The following is an 18,912-nucleotide window of genomic DNA, read 5'->3' on the forward strand; positions in this document are numbered from 1 at the left end:
CCCACATTTGATCAGCACCGTATCCCAATCCGTTCACATCCCCCTAGAATGCACCTCCTCCACCTCAGGCATTCGGGGCACTCATGCACATCTCATCGGGCCGTTGGGTCTACGGTTTATCCCTGGCCCTGCTGACCGCGCTGCTCTGGGGCATTCTGCCGATCAAACTCAAACAGGTCTTGCAGGTGATGGACCCCGTCACCGTCACCTGGTTTCGCCTGGTCGTCTCCGGCAGTTGTCTGTTTATCTATCTCGCCGCCGTAAGGCGCCTGCCCAGCTGGCGTTCCCTCGGACCAAAAGGTGGCTGGCTGGTAGCAATCGCCGTGTGCGGCCTGATGGGCAACTACGTGCTCTACCTGGTCGGCCTCAAACTGCTGAGCCCCGGCACTGCGCAACTGGTGGTACAGGTGGGCCCGATCTTCCTGATGATCGCCAGCGTCTTCGTGTTCAAGGAACGCTTCAGCCTCGGGCAGGGCATGGGCCTGCTGGTGCTGATCATCGGCTTCGGCCTGTTCTTCAACCAGCGCCTGACCGAGTTGTTGACCTCCCTGGGCAGCTACACCGCCGGGGTGCTGACGATTCTCTTGGCCACCACCATCTGGACCTTCTACGCCCTGGGCCAGAAGCAGTTGCTGACGGTATGGAATTCGTTGCAGGTGATGATGGTGATCTACCTGTCCTGCGCGCTCTTGCTGACGCCATGGGCGCACCCGATGGAAGCGCTGCAACTGAGCCCGCTGCAAGGCTGGCTGCTGCTGGCCTGCTGTTTCAATACGCTGATTGCCTACGGCGCATTCGCTGAAGCCCTGGCCCACTGGGAAGCCTCGCGCGTCAGCGCCACCCTGGCGCTGACGCCATTGGTGACCTTCGTCGCGGTAGCGCTGGCCGCCTGGATGTGGCCCGAGTATGTGCACGCCGAAGACATCAATGCCCTCGGCTACGGCGGTGCCGTGTTGGTGGTGCTGGGGTCTGCGACCGTGGCGTTGGCGCCGTCGCTGTTCGCCGGGCTCAGGGCCCGGCGTGCACGATTGGCGTCTTAATGACCGGCTTCCAGCATGTTTTCCGGACGCACCCACTGGTCGAACTCTTCGTCCGTGAGATAGCCCAGCTTCAGCGCCGCTTCCCGTAGGGTCAGCCCTTCGGCATAGGCCTTCTTGGCAATCTCGGCGGACTTGTCGTAGCCGATGTGCGGGTTCAGCGCAGTCACCAGCATCAGGCCACGCTCAAGGTGCGCGGCCATTTGCTCGGCGTCGGGTTCCAGGCCGGCGATGCAGTGCTCCTGGAAGTTGCTGCAACCGTCGGCCAGCAGGCGGATCGATTCCAGCAGGTTGTGGATGATCACCGGCTTGTACACGTTCAACTGCAAGTGGCCCTGGCTGGCGGCGAAGCCAATGGTCACGTCATTGCCCAGCACCTGGCAGGCCAGCATCGACAGCGCTTCGCACTGGGTCGGGTTGACCTTGCCGGGCATGATCGAGCTGCCCGGTTCATTCGCCGGCAACTTGACTTCCGCCAGCCCGGCACGCGGGCCGGAGCCCAGCAGGCGCAGGTCGTTGGCGATTTTCATCAGGGCCACGGCCAGGGTCTTCAAGGCGCCGTGCAGGGTGGTCAATGGCTCATGGCCCGACAGCGCGGCGAATTTGTTCGGTGCGGTGACAAACGGCAGGCCCGACAGCGCGGCCAATTCCGAGGCAATCGCCTCGCCAAAACCGTGGGGTGAATTGAGCCCGGTGCCGACGGCAGTACCACCCTGGGCCAGTTCACACACGGCGGGCAGGGCGCTGCGGATCGCGCGTTCGGCGTAGTCGAGTTGCGCTATAAAGGCCGAGACTTCCTGGCCGAAGGTGATGGGCGTCGCATCCATCATGTGGGTGCGGCCGGTTTTCACCAGCTTCATGTGGCGCGCCGACAACTCTGCCAAACCACCAGACAGTTCACGGATCGCCGGCAACAGCTTCTCGGTGACGGCCTGCACGGCGGCGATGCTCATGGCGGTGGGGAAGCAGTCGTTGGAGCTCTGGGAACGGTTGACGTGGTCGTTGGGATGCACCGGGCTCTTGCCGCCACGGGGCTTGCCCGCCAGCTCGTTGGCACGGCCGGCGATCACTTCGTTGGCGTTCATGTTGCTCTGGGTGCCGCTGCCGGTCTGCCACACCACCAGGGGAAACTGGTCGTCGTGTTCGCCGGCGAGCACCTCGTCAGCGGCCTGTTCGATCAACCGGGCAATGTCGGCGGGCAGGTCGCCATTGCGGTCGTTGACCCGGGCCGCAGCCTTCTTGATCAGGGCCAGGGCGTGCAACACAGCCAGGGGCATGCGCTGGTCGCCGATGGCGAAGTTCACCAGCGAGCGTTGGGTCTGCGCGCCCCAGTAAGCGTCATCCGGGACTTGCACTTCTCCCAGGCTGTCGGTTTCGATACGGCTCATCGGGCACACTCCTTCAGGTTCGTTTGCGCAGTTTAGGCCCTGATCGCCCGGTGGGGTTCCCTTAAAAGACTTTTCATCGGATTAAGCCCCGCAAAACCAGGCCCCACAAGGCGTGGGGTTGAGCCGCGGCGTTTTTTAGGCGCAGAATGGGCGCCCTTGGGGTCTTACCTCGCCTGCTAGAAAAGGAAACTCGATGACTCGTCTTCGTGCCATCTGTACCGCGGTTGCTCTGGTATGTGCCAGCGGCCAGGTTTTTGCCGATACCGCCAGCCACAACGCCAGTGCCGAAGCCTTCCTTACCCTGGCCCATGCCGACAAGCTGGGTACCCCGGTGTACATGCAAGTGCAACAAATGTTCGCCCAGCGTTTCGAGCAGACCAAGGCGCCTGCTTCCAAGCAAACCGTCCTGGACACCTACCAGGCCAAGGCCAACACCGCCCTGGACCAGGCCATCGGCTGGAACAAGCTCAAGCCGGACATGATCAAGCTCTACACCGACAACTTCAGCGAATCCGAGCTCAAGGACCTGGTTGCGTTCTACCAGTCGCCACTGGGCAAGAAAGTCCTGGAGAAAATGCCCCAGCTGACCCAGCAATCGGCCCAGATGACCCAGGCCAAGCTGGAAAGCGCGGTACCTGTGGTGAACAAGCTGCTGGAAGACATGACCAACGAGCTGACGCCAAAAGCCCCGGCCCCGGCCAAGAAGAAGTAAACAGGAATGACCATGCAACAGCGTATCGAATCGGCACTCGTCGCCCTGAGCCCGGAACACTTGAGCGTGCTGGATGAAAGCCATATGCACAGCCGTGGGTTGCAGACCCACTTCAAGGCCGTGCTGGTCAGCCAGCAGTTCGAGGGCCTCAACCGCGTCAAGCGCCACCAGAAGGTCTATGCCACGTTGGGTGACCTGATGAGCGAATTCCATGCGTTGGCGCTGCATACCTACACGCCTGAAGAATGGGCGAAAATCGACGCAGCCCCGGCCTCGCCGACCTGCGCCGGCGGTCACTGACACTGTGGCACATCAGCTTGATGTGGCGAGGGAGCAAGCTCCCTCGCCACAGTAAGAGGCGGTCCATAATCGTCGCCATTTTTGTTAGAATCCGCAACGCGCCGCTCAGTCGGCGCGTTTTTTTTGCATCCGGTTCACCCTTTACGAGGGTAGCCACCTGGAGAGAACACCCATGACTCAACCGATTGTCGTGGCGGCACTGTATAAGTTCGTCACCCTCGAAGATTACGTCGCCCTGCGCGAGCCACTGCTGCAGGCGATGGTCGAAAACGGCATCAAAGGCACCTTGCTGATCGCCGAAGAAGGCATCAACGGCACCGTTTCCGGCAGCCGCGAAGGCATTGATGGCTTGATGGCCTGGCTCAAGAACGACCCGCGCATGGACGACATCGACCACAAAGAGTCGTACTGCGACGAGCAGCCGTTCTACCGCACCAAGGTCAAGCTCAAGAAAGAGATCGTGACCCTGGGCGTCGAAGGCGTCGACCCGAACAAGAAAGTCGGCACCTACGTCGAGCCGCAGGACTGGAATGCGCTGATCAGTGACCCTGAAGTGCTGCTGATCGATACCCGCAACGACTACGAAGTGTCCATCGGCACCTTTGAAGGCGCGATCGACCCGAAGACCACCAGCTTTCGCGAATTTCCCGACTACATCAAAGCCAACTTCGACCCGGCCAAACACAAGAAAGTCGCCATGTTCTGCACCGGCGGCATTCGTTGCGAAAAGGCCTCGAGCTATATGCTCAGCGAGGGTTTCGACGAGGTGTATCACCTCAAGGGCGGCATCCTGAAGTACCTCGAAGAGGTGCCGCAGGAAGAAACCAAGTGGCAGGGCGACTGCTTTGTGTTCGACAATCGCGTGACCGTGCGCCACGACTTGAGCGAAGGCGACTACGATCAATGTCATGCCTGCCGCACACCGGTCAGCGTCGAGGACCGTGCATCCGAACACTATGTAGCTGGCATCAGTTGCCCGCATTGCTGGGATAAGCTTTCAGAGAAGACCCGTCGCAGCGCGATCGACCGGCAAAAGCAGATTGAACTGGCCAAGGCCCGCAATATGCCGCACCCGATTGGCTACAACTACAAGCAATCCCCATCCTCCGAGGCCTGAGCCATGTCCGCACGCCTGCTCTATGTAATGGATCCGATGTGCTCCTGGTGCTGGGGTTTCGCCCCGGTGGCCAAGGCGCTGGTTGAGCAGGCCCAGGCCGCAGGCGTGGAGCTGCACCTGGTGGTGGGCGGCTTGCGCACCGGCAGTGGCGCGGCGCTGGAGCCGACGACCCGGCGCTATATTCTTGAGCATTGGCAGGCCGTGACCGACGCCACCGGCCAGCCGTTCAAGCGTGAAGGTGCACTGCCTGATGGTTTTGTCTACGACACCGAGCCGGCTTGCCGCGCCGTGGTCACTGCCCGCAGCCTGGCGCCGGATTGCGCGTGGAAACTGCTGGGCCTGATCCAGCAGGCGTTCTACGTCGAAGGGCGCGATGTGACCCGCGCCGACGTATTGGTGGAACTGGCCGAGACCGCTGGTGTGCCGCGTATCGAGTTCGCCGAAGCTTTTGACCGCGCCGACCAGCACGCGGCCACCGCGGCGGATTTCACCTGGGTCCAGGACCTGGGCATCGCCGGTTTCCCGACCTTGCTGGCGGAGCGTAATGGGCAACTGGCGCTGCTGACCAACGGCTATCAGCCGCTGTCCGAATTGGCGCCGCTGCTGAGCCGCTGGCTGGAGCGAGCTGCCTGTGCATGATCAGCCCGATCCCGTTGAGCAACCCAAGCGTGTCGACCGGCTGACCTGGGCGGAAGTCCGCCGCCTGGCGCTGCATCACAAGAAATCCCTGTGGATCGCCAATGGCGTCGCCGTGCTGGCAACCTTGTGCAGCGTGCCGATTCCATTGCTGCTGCCGTTGCTGGTGGACGAAGTGCTGTTGGGCCATGGCGATGCGGCACTGAAGGTGATGAACCACGCATTGCCCCTGGGTTGGCAGAAGGCCGCCGGCTATATCGGCCTGATGCTGCTGGTGACCTTGCTGCTGCGTTGCGGCGCCCTGGTGTTCAACGTGCTGCAGGCGCGGTTGTTTGCGCGACTGGCCAAGGACATCGTCTATCGCATTCGCGTGCGGCTGATCGAGCGCCTCAAACGCATTTCCCTCAGCGAATACGAAAGCCTGGGCAGCGGCACGGTGACTACGCACCTGGTCACCGACCTGGACACGGTGGACAAATTCGTCGGTGAAACCCTCAGCCGGTTCCTGGTGGCGATGCTCACCCTGGTAGGCACCTCCGGGATCCTGATGTGGATGCACTGGAAGCTGGCACTGTTGATCCTGCTGTTCAACCCGCTGGTGATCTACGCCACGGTGCAGTTGGGCAAGCGGGTCAAGCACCTGAAGAAGCTGGAAAACGACAGCACGTCGCGGTTCACCCAGGCGCTCACCGAAACCCTCGATGCGATCCAGGAAGTGCGTGCCGGCAATCGCCAGGGCTTTTTCCTCGGTCGCCTGGGCCGGCGGGCCCAGGAAGTGCGGGATTTTGCGGTCAATTCCCAGTGGAAAAGCGACGCCTCCAGCCGCGCCAGTGGCTTGCTGTTCCAGTTTGGTATCGACATCTTCCGTGCGGCGGCGATGCTGACGGTGCTGTTTTCCGACCTGTCCATCGGCCAGATGCTCGCGGTGTTCAGTTACCTGTGGTTCATGATCAGCCCGGTGGAACAGTTGCTGAACCTGCAATACGCCTACTACGCGGCGGGCGGGGCGCTGACGCGGATCAACGAACTGCTGGCCCGCGCCGATGAACCGCAATACGCGGGCGGTGCCGATCCGTTTACCGGACGCGAGACGGTCGGCATCGAAGTGCGCGGCCTGAATTTCGGCTACGGCGAGGAACTGGTGCTGGACCAGTTGAACCTGAACATCGCCCCGGGTGAAAAAGTCGCGATTGTCGGCGCCAGCGGCGGCGGCAAAAGTACCCTGGTGCAACTGTTGCTGGGGCTGTATACGCCGCAGGCCGGCAGCATTCGCTTCGGTGGTTCGACCCAGCAGGAAATCGGCCTGGAGACGATTCGCGAGAATGTCTCCGTGGTGCTGCAGCACCCGGCACTGTTCAATGATACGGTGCGCGCCAACCTGACCATGGGCCGCGAGCGCAGCGACCAGGCCTGTTGGCAGGCGCTGGAAATTGCCCAGCTGGATGCGACCGTCAAGGCGCTGCCGCTGGGCCTGGACAGCGTGGTCGGACGCTCCGGCGTGCGCTTTTCCGGTGGGCAGCGTCAACGCCTGGCCATTGCACGGATGGTGCTGGCGGAGCCGAAAGTGGTAATACTCGACGAAGCCACCTCGGCCCTGGATGCGGCAACCGAATACAACCTGCACCAGGCGCTGGCGCGGTTTCTCAGTGGCCGTACCACGTTGATCATCGCCCACAGGCTGTCGGCGGTGAAACAGGCGGATCGGGTATTGGTGTTCGATGGCGGCCATATTGCCGAAGATGGCGACCATCAGCAGTTGATTGCTGATGGTGGCTTGTACGCCAAACTTTACGGACACTTGCAACAAGTGCGGTGATTTAGCCTACGCTGAGCTATCAGGAGCGGTTTTCACTCGCGTGCGTATTTTAGTTGTGCATGTGCAAGGGACCTCATGAAGCAAAAGCAGACTCTCGGAACCCCTCGGTTATTGGGCATTGTGTGGCCTTTTATCGCCGTCGTGCTGTTCCAGGCATTGTTAGGCTGCGTCAGTCTCTACGTACTCTCGGCGGTGCGCGGTTATGTGGCGGGCGAAAGCCTGTGGTCCAAGGGCCAGAAAGACGCGATCTTTTACCTGACGCTCTACGCCGACAGCCGCGACGAAGCCACCTTCCTCAAATACCAGAACGCGATTGCCGTACCCCAGGGCGGGCATGAGCTGCGGCTGGCCCTGGACCGCCCGACGCCGGACCTGCCTGCCGCGCGCCAGGGCATCCTCAAGGGCGGTAACCACCCTGACGACGTTTCCAGCCTGATCTGGCTGTACCTCAACTTCCGCCATTTCAGTTACCTGGAAAAAGCCATCGAACTGTGGACGGTGGGCGATGGCTACCTGGTGCAACTGGACGACCTGGCCCAGGAGATGCACCGAGCGATCATGGCCAATCAGGTCAGCGGCAGCGACGTACACCGCTGGAAGCAGCGGATCTTCGCGATCAACGACGGGGTGACGCCGGCCGCGAAAGCCTTCAGCGATGCCCTGGGTGAAGGCTCGCGGATGATTCTGCGCCTGCTGCTGGTGACCAACCTGGCCACGGCACTCGGCTTGATCGTGCTGGCGCTGTTGCGCACCCACAAACTGCTGGCCCAGCGGCATGCGTTTGCCGACGCGCTCCAGTTGGAGAAGGAGCGGGCGCAGATCACCCTGGAGTCGATTGGCGACGGAGTGATCACCACCGATGTCGACGGCGCCATTGCGTATATGAACCCGGCCGCCGAAGCCCTGACCCATTGGAAAGCCGCCCAGGCCCAGGGGCTGCCGCTGGCGGCGCTGTTCAACCTGCTGGACGAAAATGCCCAGGCCGACGGCTTTACCCTGATCGAACACATATTGGGCGGCCAGCTCGGTGGGGGCAGCGAGCACTCCAAGCTGATCCAGCGCCTGGACGGCACCACCGTGTCCGTCACCCTGGTGGGCGCGCCGATCCGCAGTGCCGGCAAAGTCGTCGGCGCGGTGCTGGTGTTGCACGACATGACACAGGAACGCCAGTACATCGCCAACCTGTCCTGGCAGGCCACCCACGACGCCTTGACCGGCCTGGCCAACCGCCGCGAGTTCGAGTTCCGCCTGGAGCAGGTGCTGCACAACGTCGGGCGCCAGCAAACCGGGCGCCATGCCTTGATGTTCCTCGACCTGGACCAGTTCAAGCTGGTCAACGACACCTGCGGGCATGCCGCGGGGGATGAACTGTTGCGGCATATCTGCGCGCTCTTGCAGTCCGACCTGCGTGAAGGTGACACCCTGGCCCGGCTGGGGGGCGACGAGTTCGGCATCCTGCTGGAGAACTGCCCGGCGCCGGTGGCGGAAAAAATCGCCGAAAGCCTGCGCCACACCGTGCAGAGCCTGCACTTTGTGTGGAAGGGCAGGCCGTTTGTCACCACCGTGAGTATTGGCCTGGTGCACATCACGCACGCCCCGACCACCCTGGAGACTTCCCTGCGAGCCGCCGACATGGCGTGCTACATGGCCAAGGAAAAGGGCCGCAACCGGGTGCAGGTGTATCACGCCGATGACTCGGAATTGTCCCTGCGCTTTGGCGAGATGGCCTGGGTGCAGCGCCTGCACATGGCGCTGGAAGAGAACCGTTTTTGCCTGTACGCCCAGGAAATCGCGCCCCTTGGGCACACCGAACAGGGGGATGGGCATATCGAAATCCTGCTGCGCCTGCATGACGAGGCGGGGCGAATCATCCTGCCGGACAGTTTTATCCCGGCCGCCGAGCGTTACGGCTTGATGACCTCCCTGGACCGTTGGGTGGTGGAGAACGTGTTCAAGATCATCGCGGGCTGCATGCGTGAGCGCCCGGGCCGGCCCATGGCCATGTGCGCGATCAATCTGTCAGGCACTACCATCGGCGATGAGGACTTTCTTGGGTTCCTGCGTGAGCAATTCATTGCCTATGGCATTCCACCGGAAATGATTTGTTTTGAAATTACAGAAACCAGCGCTATAGCGAATTTGGGTAGTGCGATTCGTTTTATCAACGAGCTCAAAGAGTTAGGGTGCCATTTCTCCCTGGATGACTTCTGCGCCGGGATGTCCTCGTTCGCATATCTTAAACATTTACCTGTAGACTTCTTGAAGATCGATGGAAGTTTCGTAAAGGATATGCTGGACGACCCGATTAACCGCGCTATGGTCGAAGTGATCAATCACATCGGTCACGTCATGGGTAAGCGCACAATTGCCGAATTTGTCGAGACACCCCAGATCGAACAAGCCTTGCTTGAGATCGGGGTCGACTACGCTCAGGGATACCTGATCGAGCGACCGCAGTTGTTTACCTTTGATAGTTTGCAGTGTCGACCTGTGCGACCGCAGCCTCTGTTATTCAAGGCGCCTGGCACGTTCCGATGAAACATTTGCTGGTCTGTACATATCACAAATCAAAAGGAGCCCGACAGTGATCGACACATTCAACAGAACCGGCCCGCTTATGGAAGCCTCAAGTTACCCCGCCTGGGCGCAACAGCTGATCCAGGACTGTAGCGAGAGCAAGCGTCGCGTTGTCGAGCACGAACTGTACCAGCGCATGCGCGATAACAAGCTCAGCGCCAAGACCATGCGCCACTACCTGATTGGTGGCTGGCCGGTGGTTGAACAGTTTGCGTTGTACATGGCACAGAACCTCACCAAGACCAAATTTGCCCGCCATCCTGGTGAGGACATGGCGCGCCGCTGGCTGATGCGCAATATTCGCGTGGAACTCAACCACGCCGATTATTGGGTTCATTGGGCCCGCGCCCATGGTGTCAGCCTGGAAGAATTGCAGGCACAGGAAGTGCCGCCGGAGCTGCATGCACTGAGCCACTGGTGCTGGCACACCAGCTCGGCCGATTCGCTGATTGTCGCGATTGCCGCCACCAACTACGCCATCGAGGGGGCCACTGGGGAGTGGTCCGCTGTGGTGTGTTCCACCGGCGTCTATGCCGCGGCTTTCCCTGAGGAAGACCGCAAGCGCGCGATGAAGTGGCTGAAGATGCATGCCCAGTACGATGACGCACATCCCTGGGAAGCCCTGGAAATCATCTGCACTCTGGCCGGCATGAACCCGACCAAGGAACTGCAGGTAGAGCTGCGCCAGGCGGTCTGCAAGAGCTACGACTACATGTACCTGTTCCTGGAACGTTGCATGCAGCTGGAAAAGTCGGTGGCCGCCCCCCGCAAACAACCGGCCCTGGTTGCCAGCGAGGCGTAAACGGGGTGATGGCGGGGTAAATTACCCCGCCATTGCCAGCCGATTGCGGCCTTCACGCTTGGCCACATACAAGGCACTGTCCGCCCGGCGCAACAGGCTCTCGGCGGACTCTCCCGCCAGCAAGGTCGAGCAGCCCAGGCTCACCGTCAATTCGATCCGCTCATCATCCGCCCAATAATCCTGGGCCTGTGCCGCCTGGCGCAGGCGCTCGCCGACCATCGATGCCGCGTCCCGGCCGGTGTTGGACAGCAGGATCAGAAACTCTTCCCCGCCAAACCGGAACACCATGTCCACATTGCGCAGCTGGCTCTTGATCGAGGCGGCGACCGCCTTGAGCACCTTGTCGCCCGTGGCATGGCCGTGGCTGTCGTTGATGTGCTTGAAGTGGTCGATGTCCAGCATCAGCAAGGACAGGGGTTGCAGGTGCCGGCGAGCCATGTCGATTTCCCGTTGCAGGGTCTGGTCCATGGCGATGCGGTTACCGGTTTCGGTCAGTGGGTCGCGCAGGGCACTGCGAGTCGCCGCACGGTAGAGCAGGGCATTGCGCATCGGGTAGAGCAAGGTGGCCAGCAGCGATTCCAGGTTGGCCAGTTCGTCTTCGAGAAAGCGTTGGTTGCGCCGAAACACCAGTTCGCCAAGGTGCTCGCCTTCATGGCTGAGGGCATAGCTCACCGAATGATGGCCGCGGTGACCGTACTCCAGGCGCAGGTCGCTGGCTTCGTGGCGGTATTGCAGGGCGTCCAGCGGCACCAGGCGTTGGATCTCGCGGAAGAACAACGCAAGGATATGCTCCGGCTCCAGGCTGGTTTGCAATTGCATGCCCAGTTGCTGGCGAAGTTGCTCAACCGTCGCGGGGCGTCGTGTAAGAAGGGAAGGCTGACCAAAGCCCAGGCGTTGCAATTTGGCGCTGTCGAAGTCAATTGCGTTGGTCTGGGTCGGTGTTTTCATAAGCGAATGAGCCTCTAAGCACAAAACTGTCTTACAGGCTGGGTGAGAGCGTCGTACTGTTCCTTCAGTTCCGTAGGACTGACGTACAGTCTAGCCCGGTTTACCTAAGGGTATAACTGCCGCACGTCTTATAGCCGGGGCCGCGTCGCCGCGGGCCCCGGGTTGGGCTTATTGTTTTTGCGGGTCGAACTGCTTGTCACGGATAAACAGCGCTGGAATTACGCCGCAGATAAAGTACGCGCCGCCCATGACCAGGAATCCCACGCCAATCGAGCCATGGGACGCCAGGAAACCAATGGCTGCCGGTGCCACCGCCGCGCCGATTCGGCCAATGTTGTAGGCGCCGCCCACTGCCGAGCCGCGAAATTTCGCTTCGAAGCTTTCGGTCATGTAGGTCGCATTCACGCCGTAGGGGATGCCGTACAGGAAACCGAACACAATCAGCATCCACAGGATGTTGTCCGGGCTCTGGAACAGCACGATCACCGGCAGGAAAATCGCCGTGCCCAGCGCGCCGACGGCGAACACCAGGCGCCGGCCCAGGCGGTCTGCCGCGAGCCCGGCGAGGATCTTGCCGAAAATCATCGCCGCGTAGGTGCCGACCATGTAGCTGGTCATCGACTTGAAGTTCATCCCCAGCTCGCCTTCCAGGTACGACGGCATCCAGTTGTTCACGCCGTAGTAGCCGAACTGCAGGAAGCCTGCGGTCAGCGCCCAGAGGATAAACATGCGGCTGGCTTTCGGGTCGCTGAAGATCAGCTTGAACATGCCGTCGGGTTTCTTCGCCGACACGCGCTTGATGCCTTCGGCCTTTTCCCGGGCACGTTCGGCCTGGGCCTTGATCCAGGCTTGCGGCTCCGGCACCAGGCGTTGCATCAGTACGGCGAGGATCACCGGGATGATCGCCACGTAGAACAACCAGCGCCAGCCGTGGTTCGGCAGGATCCAGCCGGCGAGCAGGGTGGCGACGATGTAGCCCACCGACCAACCGGCCTGCAAGGTGCCGAGCACGGTGGTGCGATAGCGGGTCGGCACGTATTCGGCCATGAGGGTGTTGCACGCGACATACAGCGCGCCGAGGCCCAGGGACGCGAAGAAACGGGTGCTCGCGAACTGCCAATAGCTGTGGGTCATGCCCAGGATCGCCGTGCCGGCGGAGAACAGCACGATGCTCCAGACCACGGTTTTCACCCGGCCAAAACGGTCACAGGCCCAACCGCCGTAAATCCCGCCGATGGCCATCCCGGCCAGGGTGAAGCTGCCCAGGCTGCCGGCTTCGACGCTGGTCAGGCCGAACTCGGCCTTGAGGCTGCTGAGGCTGTAGGACAGCAGCATCAAGTCGGCACCGTCGATCAGCAGGCCGAGGAAGCAGAAGATGAATACGATGATCCACAGTTTGTTTTGCGCGGGCGACAACGCACCCGCCGAAGCGGCGACTTCCATAGCGATACCTTGTTGTAGTTGTTAGGGCACAAGTTATGGGTGTTGCGGTAATGCGGTTGGAACACGGTCACTGTAGGAGCTGGCTTGCCTGCGATGGCATCGCCGCGGTGTTACTGCCAGACCGAGTTGTCTGCATCGCAGGCAAGCCAGCTCCCACATGGATTTGGTGTTGTTCCCGGGGTTCAGTGCTTGGCGTCGCGAATCATGTTGCGGGCGATCACCAATTGCTGGATCTGCGTAGTGCCTTCATACAGGCGGAACAAGCGCACATCGCGATAGAACCGCTCGATGGCGTACTCGCTCACATACCCGGCACCGCCGTGAATCTGCACACAACGGTCGGCCACCCGACCGCACATCTCCGTGGCGAACATTTTCGAGCAGGACGCTTCGGTGCCGATGTTCAGGCCTTCGTCACGCTTGCGCGCAGCGTCCACCACCATGCAGCGGGCGGCGTAGATCTCGGCCTTGCTGTCGGCGAGCATCGCCTGGATCAGCTGGAACTCGGCGATCGGCTGGCCGAACTGCTTGCGCTCCAGGGCGTAGTTCAGGGCATCGTTGAGCATGCGCTCGGCGGCCCCGACGCTGACGGCGGCGATGTGCAGGCGGCCCTTGTCGAGCACCTTCATCGCCGTCTTGAACCCCACGCCTTCGACGCCGCCGATCAGTTGGTCGGCCGGTACGCGCACGTTGTCGAAAATCACGTCGCAAGTGTGGGCGCCTTTCTGGCCCATCTTGTGGTCGCGCTTGCCCAGGGACAGGCCGGGGGTGTTGCGCTCGACAATGAATGCACTGATGCCGCCCGCGCCCTTGATGTCCGGGTTGGTACGGGCCATCACCGTGTAGATCCCGGCGTGGGGGGCGTTGGTGATAAAGCGCTTGGTGCCGTTGATGACATAGTGGTCACCGTCGCGCACCGCCGTGGTTTTCAGCGAGGCGGCGTCGGAGCCGGAGTCCGGCTCGGTCAGGCAGAACGAACTGAGCAGTTCACCGCTGGCGAGTTTTGGCAGGTAGTGCTGCTTCTGCGCCTCGGTGCCGTCCAGCAGGATGCCGATGGAGCCGATGCCGTTGTTGGTGCCGAAGTAGGAGCGAAATGCCGGCGAAGTGCGGCCCAGTTCAAAGGCCACGTTGACCTCTTCTTCCATGGTCAGCCCGAGGCCGCCGTAGGCTTCGGGCAGGGTCAGGCCAAACAGGCCCAGCTCGCGGAACTGGCTGACGATATCCGCCGGGACGTCATCGGTCTCGGCCAGTTCGTTTTCCCGGGGGATCAGCGCCTCGTTGACGAACTGCTGCAGGGTTTCCAGCAACAGATGAAGCGTTTCGGGGTCTCGGATCATGTGCATTCCTCAGCGGCCCGTTCGGCGGGCCTGTTGTCGTCAATCTGCCGAGGCCTTGCACCGATCTGTCTAGCGGGCGGCGGCCTCGATGTTGTTCACCATGTGCTTGAGACGGGGCCCGATGTCGTCCTCGAGTTTCTCCCGGGAAAGGTGAAAACTCGGCCCGCCACAGTTGAACGTCAGCAGCCCATGTTGTGCATGCAGCAGCGGTACGGCGATGGCGTTTACATCGCGGTGCCACTCACCGATCGACATGCAGTAGCCGAAATCGGTGTAATCCCGGAAGGCACGTTCCAGGCCCTTCCTGATGCCCGGCCAGTCCTCCAGATGACGCTGGCGGATATGGTCGAGGATAAATTCCCGCTCGTTTTCCGGCATCGCTGCCAGGCAGGCGCGGCCTGCGGAACTCAAGTGCAACGGCAACCGTGTGCCGACCTGGCGGCGCATGGTCATGTTGGCTTCACCCTGGACCACGTCCAGGTAAACCATGTCCAGGCGGTCCCGCGTGGCCATCGCCACCGCGGCCTGGGCGTACTTGGCCATCGTCTCCATCAGCGGATGGGCCACGGCCCGCACCGACAGGTTCGACAGCATTGCGTAACCGAATGCCATCACGCCCACATCCAGCTGATACCGGCCTGACTGCGGCAGGTGCTTGAGATAGCCCAAGCGGGTCAGCGTATGGGTCATCCGCGTAATCGTCGGCTTTGGCAGCCCGGTCTTGCGCGCCAGCTCCTGGTTACCCAGCACGCTTTCGCTGGGGGTGAAGCAGCGCAGCAATTCCAGGCCACGGGCCAGGGCGGTGACGAACTGGCGGTCCTTGTCTTCTTCCTCGTCGGCATTCATCGGATCGATCAGCAAGTGCTCGAAGGCGTGGTTGCCGGCAGGTGTTTCGGGTGTGTTCGGGTCCAGGTTTCGACGGCGCATGTTAGTCCCCCTTTTTTTAGAAAATCAACAAAACAAAATTGTATTCCGCACAGCGAAACTAATCAACTTTGCGTGGCGTTGTCTTTTTGTTTAATAAAACTCGTCTAAACAACGAGTTATAGCCCGATTTATCGGAGGTTCAGGTTTTTACGTTTACATCACGGCAACTCGGTCCTTATGATTATCGCTAAATACGGAATGTTGTTTCGCATAGCGAAACTGGCGATATCCGAACTAACAAGAACATTGCAGCAGGAGAATTTGTGGCCAGCCTCGACCAACCCGTAGTGCACCTCGACGTCCAGGACAATGGCGTCGCCGTGGTACGCATCCACCGTCCCGAAGTGAAAAACGCCTTGAACGCCCAGGTTCGCGAAGAGCTGGCCGAGCACTTTCGTGCCCTGGCCAAACGCCGTGATGTGCGCGCCATCGTGCTCACCGGCGGCGACCAGTTCTTCGTGGCCGGTGCCGACATCAAGGAATTCGCCAGCGCCAGCCCGATCGAGATGTATCGCCGCCACACTGAATACCTGTGGGAAGCCATCAGCCGCTGCCCCAAGCCGGTGATCGCCGCGGTGAACGGGTTTGCCCTGGGCGGCGGTTGTGAGCTGGCCATGCATTGCGACCTGATCGTCGCCGGGGAATCGGCGCGCTTCGCCCAGCCCGAGGTCAAGCTGGGCCTGATGCCGGGCGCCGGTGGCACCCAGCGCCTGGTACGCGCCGTGGGTAAGTTCCAGGCCATGCGCATCGCGTTGACCGGCTGCATGGTCAAGGCCCCGGAAGCCCTGGCCATGGGCATGCTCAGCGAAGTGGTGGACGATGACCAGACCATCCCCCGCGCCCTGGAACTGGCCGCGCAGATCGCCGCCTTGCCGCCACTGGCGGTGGAGCAGATCAAGGAAGTGATGCTGGCTGGCGCCGACCTGCCGCTGGAAAGCGCGCTGGTGTTGGAGCGCAAGGCCTTTCAACTGCTGTTCGATTCGGCAGACCAGAAGGAGGGCGCCGCGGCGTTCTTCGAAAAACGCACCGCGAACTACCTGGGGGAATGACAATGGCTGATTCAATCAAGATCATGGGCCTGGTAGGCACCGGCGTGATGGGCGCCGGGATTGCACAGATTGCCGCTCAGGCGGGCGTGTTGGTGCGCTTGTTCGATGCCCGCGATGGTGCGGCGCAAACCGCTCGGGATAACCTCGGCGCCACGCTCTCGAAGCTGGCCGCCAAGGGCAAGATCACCCAGGCAGCGGTGGACGCTGCGCTTGCGAACCTGCAAGTCGCCGCCACCATTGAGGCGCTGCACGACTGCGACCTGGTGGTGGAAGCCATTGTCGAAAACCTCGACGCCAAGCGCGGCCTGTTGCAGCAGCTGGAAGGTGTGGTCAGCGCGGCGTGCATCCTCGCCACCAACACCTCGTCGCTGTCGGTCACGGCCATCGCCACCGGCTGCCGACACCCTGGACGGGTCGCCGGGCTGCACTTTTTCAACCCGGTACCGTTGATGCGCGTCGTCGAAGTGATCGACGGCCTGGCCACCGCACCGAAGGTCGGCGATGACCTGCTGGCCTTCGTTGCCCGTACCGGCCATCGCGGCGTGCGCGCCAAGGACACCCCGGGTTTCATCGTCAACCACGCCGGCCGTGCGTACGGCACCGAAGCCTTGAAGATGCTCGATGAAGGCATTGCCGAGCGCGGCGACATCGACCGTATCCTGCGTGAAGGCGCAGGCTTTCGCATGGGGCCGCTGGAACTGCTGGACCTCACCGGGCTCGACGTTTCCCACCCGGTGATGGAGTCGATCTACAACCAGTTCTATCAGGACCCGCGCTACAAACCATCGCCCCTGACCCGCCAGATGCTGGTGGGCGGACGCTTCGGGCGCAAGAGCGGGCAGGGCTTCTACCGCTATGAAAATGGCCAGGTGGTCGACGGCCCGCAGCCGCAGCCGGTGCCTTCCATCAAGCAATTCCCGCCGGTATGGATCGCCACCGAAAACGCCGAAGACTACGAGCGCCTCAGCGCCCTGGTGATCGAGTTGGGCGCGCACCTTGAAAGCGCGGCGCAGCCTTCGCCTGAAGCGTTGTGCCTGCTGGCGCCCTACGGTCTCGACGCCACCTCGGCCAGCGAGCGCTTCCACACTGACCCGGCACGCACCCTGTGCATCGACCTGCTGACCGACCTGTCGCGCCACCGCACCCTGATGCAAAACCCGCTGACGTCCACCGCCACCCGCGATGCCGCCCACGCGTTGCTCGCCAATGACGGTGTAGGTGTGACAGTGATCAGCGACAGCGTCGGCTTCGTTGCCCAGCGCACCCTGGCGATGGTGGTCAACCTGGCCTGCGACATTGCCCAGCAACGCATCGCCAGCGTCGACGACATTGACCAGGCCGTACAACTCGGCCTGGGTTATCCACAAGGCCCGCTCGCCTGGGGCGATGCCCTCGGGCCACGGCGCATCCTCACGATTTTGCAACGCATGAGCGAACTCACCCACGACCCACGTTATCGCCCCAGCCCCTGGCTGCGGCGGCGTGCGGCGCTGGGGATTTCCCTGCGTCATGAAGAGCCGGCAGTCGGCTGATTTCGATTCATCACAGGACAAGAATAATGGGTGCATTGACAGGTTTGCGGGTGCTGGACTTAAGCCGGGTATTGGCCGGGCCCTGGTGTGGCCAGGTGTTGGCCGACCTCGGCGCGGAAGTGATCAAGATCGAACGGCCACAGAGTGGCGACGATACCCGCGGCTGGGGCCCGCCGTGGATGAAGACCGACACCGGCGAGTCATCCGGGCAGGCGTCTTATTACCAGTCCACCAACCGCGGCAAACTATCCGTGGCCATTGACCTGGCCACCAGCGAAGGCCAGGAACTGGTGCGGGCCCTGGCGGCCAGCTCCGACGTACTGATCGAAAACTACAAGGCCGGTTCCCTGGCGCGTTATGGCCTGGATTACGCGACCCTGGCCGAGATCAATCCACGGTTGGTGTACTGCTCCATCACCGGCTTCGGCCAGACCGGCCCGCGCGCCGAAGAACCCGGCTACGACTTCATCATCCAGGGCATCGGCGGCCTGATGAGCATCACCGGCGAACGCGACGACCTGCCCGGCGGCGGCCCGCAAAAAGTCGGCGTGGCGTTCTCCGACCTGATGACCGGCCTGTATTCCACCGTCGCGATCCAGGCCGCACTGCTCAGCCGCGAACGCACCGGCGTTGGCCAACACATCGACATGGCGCTGCTGGACGTACAAGTGGCAACCCTGGCCAACCAGAGCATGAACTACCTGGCCTCGGGCAAGGTGCCGCAGCGTTTCGGCAACGCCCACGCCAACATCGTGCCGTACCAGGTGTTCCGCGCCGCCGACCGCGACTTCATTATTGCCTGCGGCAACGACAGCCAGTTTGTAGCGCTGTGCCACAGCATCGGTTTGCCGCACCTGCCGGAAGACCCGCGCTTTCGGCGCAATGCCGATCGGGTTGCGCATCGGGCGGAGATTGTCGAACTGTTGTCGGCGCACTTCCTGGGGCGCACGGCGGACGAGTGGGTGGCGAGTATTCACGCCTCGAAAGTACCGGTGGGGGCGATCAACAACATCGCGCAATCCCTGGAAGAGCCGCAGGTGATTGCCCGTGGGTTGATGGTGAAGATCCCGCATCCCAGGAATCCGCAGTTCGAGATGGTCGGCAGCCCGATCAAGATGTCGGGCACGCCGGTAGAGTATGTAAGGCCGGCGCCGATGTTGGGGCAGCATACCGATGAGGTACTGGGCGAGCGCCTCGGGTTGTCGGCAGAGCAGTTGGGGCAGCTCAAGGCAGGAGGGGTGATTGAGCAACTCGACTGAAGGATGGCGGCCCATAAGGCCGCCATCTTTGC

At 61.9% G+C, this 18,912-nt stretch carries 16 protein-coding genes; 11 read left to right on the forward strand and 5 right to left on the reverse strand.

All coding sequences use genetic code 11. The annotated features are described in order from the left end of the window. Positions 1–83 precede the first annotated feature (83 nt). Entirely contained in the window at positions 84–1,040 is a 957-nt protein-coding gene (locus HX807_RS29470) for a DMT family transporter (RefSeq protein WP_003216745.1), read from the forward strand. Here HX807_RS29470 and HX807_RS29475 read toward each other — a convergent pair. Continuing rightward, positions 1,037–2,425, reverse strand: a complete 1,389-nt coding sequence (locus HX807_RS29475) for a class II fumarate hydratase (protein WP_003216744.1) — start codon at positions 2,423–2,425, stop codon at positions 1,037–1,039. The two genes, HX807_RS29470 and HX807_RS29475, sit on opposite strands and share 4 nt — an antisense overlap. 193 nt (positions 2,426–2,618) lie before the next feature. Between HX807_RS29475 and HX807_RS29480 the strand changes: the two genes are divergently transcribed. The 7 genes from HX807_RS29480 to HX807_RS29510 all read left to right on the forward strand — a co-directional run bounded on the left by HX807_RS29480 (position 2,619) and on the right by HX807_RS29510 (position 10,385). Then, positions 2,619–3,137, forward strand: a complete 519-nt coding sequence (locus HX807_RS29480) for a DUF2059 domain-containing protein (RefSeq protein ID WP_003216742.1) — start codon at positions 2,619–2,621, stop codon at positions 3,135–3,137. Between the two features lie 6 nt (positions 3,138–3,143). After that, the gene (locus HX807_RS29485) at positions 3,144–3,437 is read left to right on the forward strand and encodes a BolA family transcriptional regulator (RefSeq protein ID WP_003216739.1); all 294 of its coding nucleotides are present in this window, start codon (positions 3,144–3,146) and stop codon (positions 3,435–3,437) included. 172 nt (positions 3,438–3,609) lie between these two features. Further along, positions 3,610–4,554 (forward strand): rhodanese-related sulfurtransferase, encoded by a 945-nt coding sequence (locus HX807_RS29490; RefSeq protein ID WP_177051923.1) that lies wholly within the window; start codon positions 3,610–3,612, stop codon positions 4,552–4,554. Between the two features lie 3 nt (positions 4,555–4,557). After that, positions 4,558–5,193 carry a DsbA family protein gene (locus HX807_RS29495; protein ID WP_008433236.1) on the forward strand — a complete coding sequence of 212 codons (636 nt, stop codon included), beginning with the start codon at positions 4,558–4,560 and terminating at the stop codon, positions 5,191–5,193. After that, entirely contained in the window at positions 5,186–7,006 is a 1,821-nt protein-coding gene (locus HX807_RS29500) for an ABC transporter ATP-binding protein (protein WP_177051925.1), read from the forward strand. The genes HX807_RS29495 and HX807_RS29500 overlap by 8 nt, the downstream gene beginning before the upstream one ends. Before the next feature lie 75 nt (positions 7,007–7,081). Next, positions 7,082–9,544 (forward strand): EAL domain-containing protein, encoded by a 2,463-nt coding sequence (locus tag HX807_RS29505; protein WP_177022150.1) that lies wholly within the window; start codon positions 7,082–7,084, stop codon positions 9,542–9,544. Between the two features lie 79 nt (positions 9,545–9,623). Continuing rightward, positions 9,624–10,385, forward strand: coding sequence for a TenA family transcriptional regulator (locus tag HX807_RS29510; protein WP_218166164.1), 762 nt, complete (start codon positions 9,624–9,626; stop codon positions 10,383–10,385). Between the two features lie 21 nt (positions 10,386–10,406). On the opposite strand, the gene HX807_RS29515 is transcribed toward HX807_RS29510, so the two are convergent. The 4 genes from HX807_RS29515 to HX807_RS29530 form a co-directional block, all read right to left on the reverse strand. Continuing rightward, the gene (locus HX807_RS29515; RefSeq protein WP_003216729.1) at positions 10,407–11,333 is read right to left on the reverse strand and encodes a GGDEF domain-containing protein; all 927 of its coding nucleotides are present in this window, start codon (positions 11,331–11,333) and stop codon (positions 10,407–10,409) included. Between the two features lie 168 nt (positions 11,334–11,501). Next, positions 11,502–12,776, reverse strand: coding sequence for an MFS transporter (locus HX807_RS29520; RefSeq protein ID WP_003216727.1), 1,275 nt, complete (start codon positions 12,774–12,776; stop codon positions 11,502–11,504). 182 nt (positions 12,777–12,958) lie between these two features. Further along, complete coding sequence (locus tag HX807_RS29525) at positions 12,959–14,113, reverse strand: acyl-CoA dehydrogenase family protein (protein WP_177051927.1); 1,155 nt, start codon at positions 14,111–14,113, stop codon at positions 12,959–12,961. Between the two features lie 69 nt (positions 14,114–14,182). Beyond that, positions 14,183–15,040, reverse strand: coding sequence for an IclR family transcriptional regulator (locus tag HX807_RS29530; RefSeq protein ID WP_008433245.1), 858 nt, complete (start codon positions 15,038–15,040; stop codon positions 14,183–14,185). Positions 15,041–15,303: 263 nt separating this feature from the next. On the opposite strand from HX807_RS29530, the gene HX807_RS29535 reads away from it, so the two are divergent. From HX807_RS29535 to HX807_RS29545, 3 genes are read left to right on the forward strand one after another with little or no spacing between them, the layout of a single operon-like run. Next, complete coding sequence (locus tag HX807_RS29535) at positions 15,304–16,089, forward strand: enoyl-CoA hydratase (protein ID WP_008433246.1); 786 nt, start codon at positions 15,304–15,306, stop codon at positions 16,087–16,089. 2 nt (positions 16,090–16,091) lie between these two features. Further along, positions 16,092–17,621: a 3-hydroxyacyl-CoA dehydrogenase gene (locus tag HX807_RS29540; RefSeq protein ID WP_177051929.1), complete on the forward strand. Its 1,530-nt coding sequence runs from the start codon at positions 16,092–16,094 to the stop codon at positions 17,619–17,621. 26 nt (positions 17,622–17,647) lie between these two features. Next, positions 17,648–18,880, forward strand: coding sequence for a CaiB/BaiF CoA-transferase family protein (locus HX807_RS29545; RefSeq protein ID WP_003216714.1), 1,233 nt, complete (start codon positions 17,648–17,650; stop codon positions 18,878–18,880). Positions 18,881–18,912: the final 32 nt, after the last annotated feature.

This window comes from Pseudomonas sp. D8002 (assembly GCF_013385695.1).
Taxonomy (GTDB): Bacteria; Pseudomonadota; Gammaproteobacteria; order Pseudomonadales; family Pseudomonadaceae; genus Aquipseudomonas.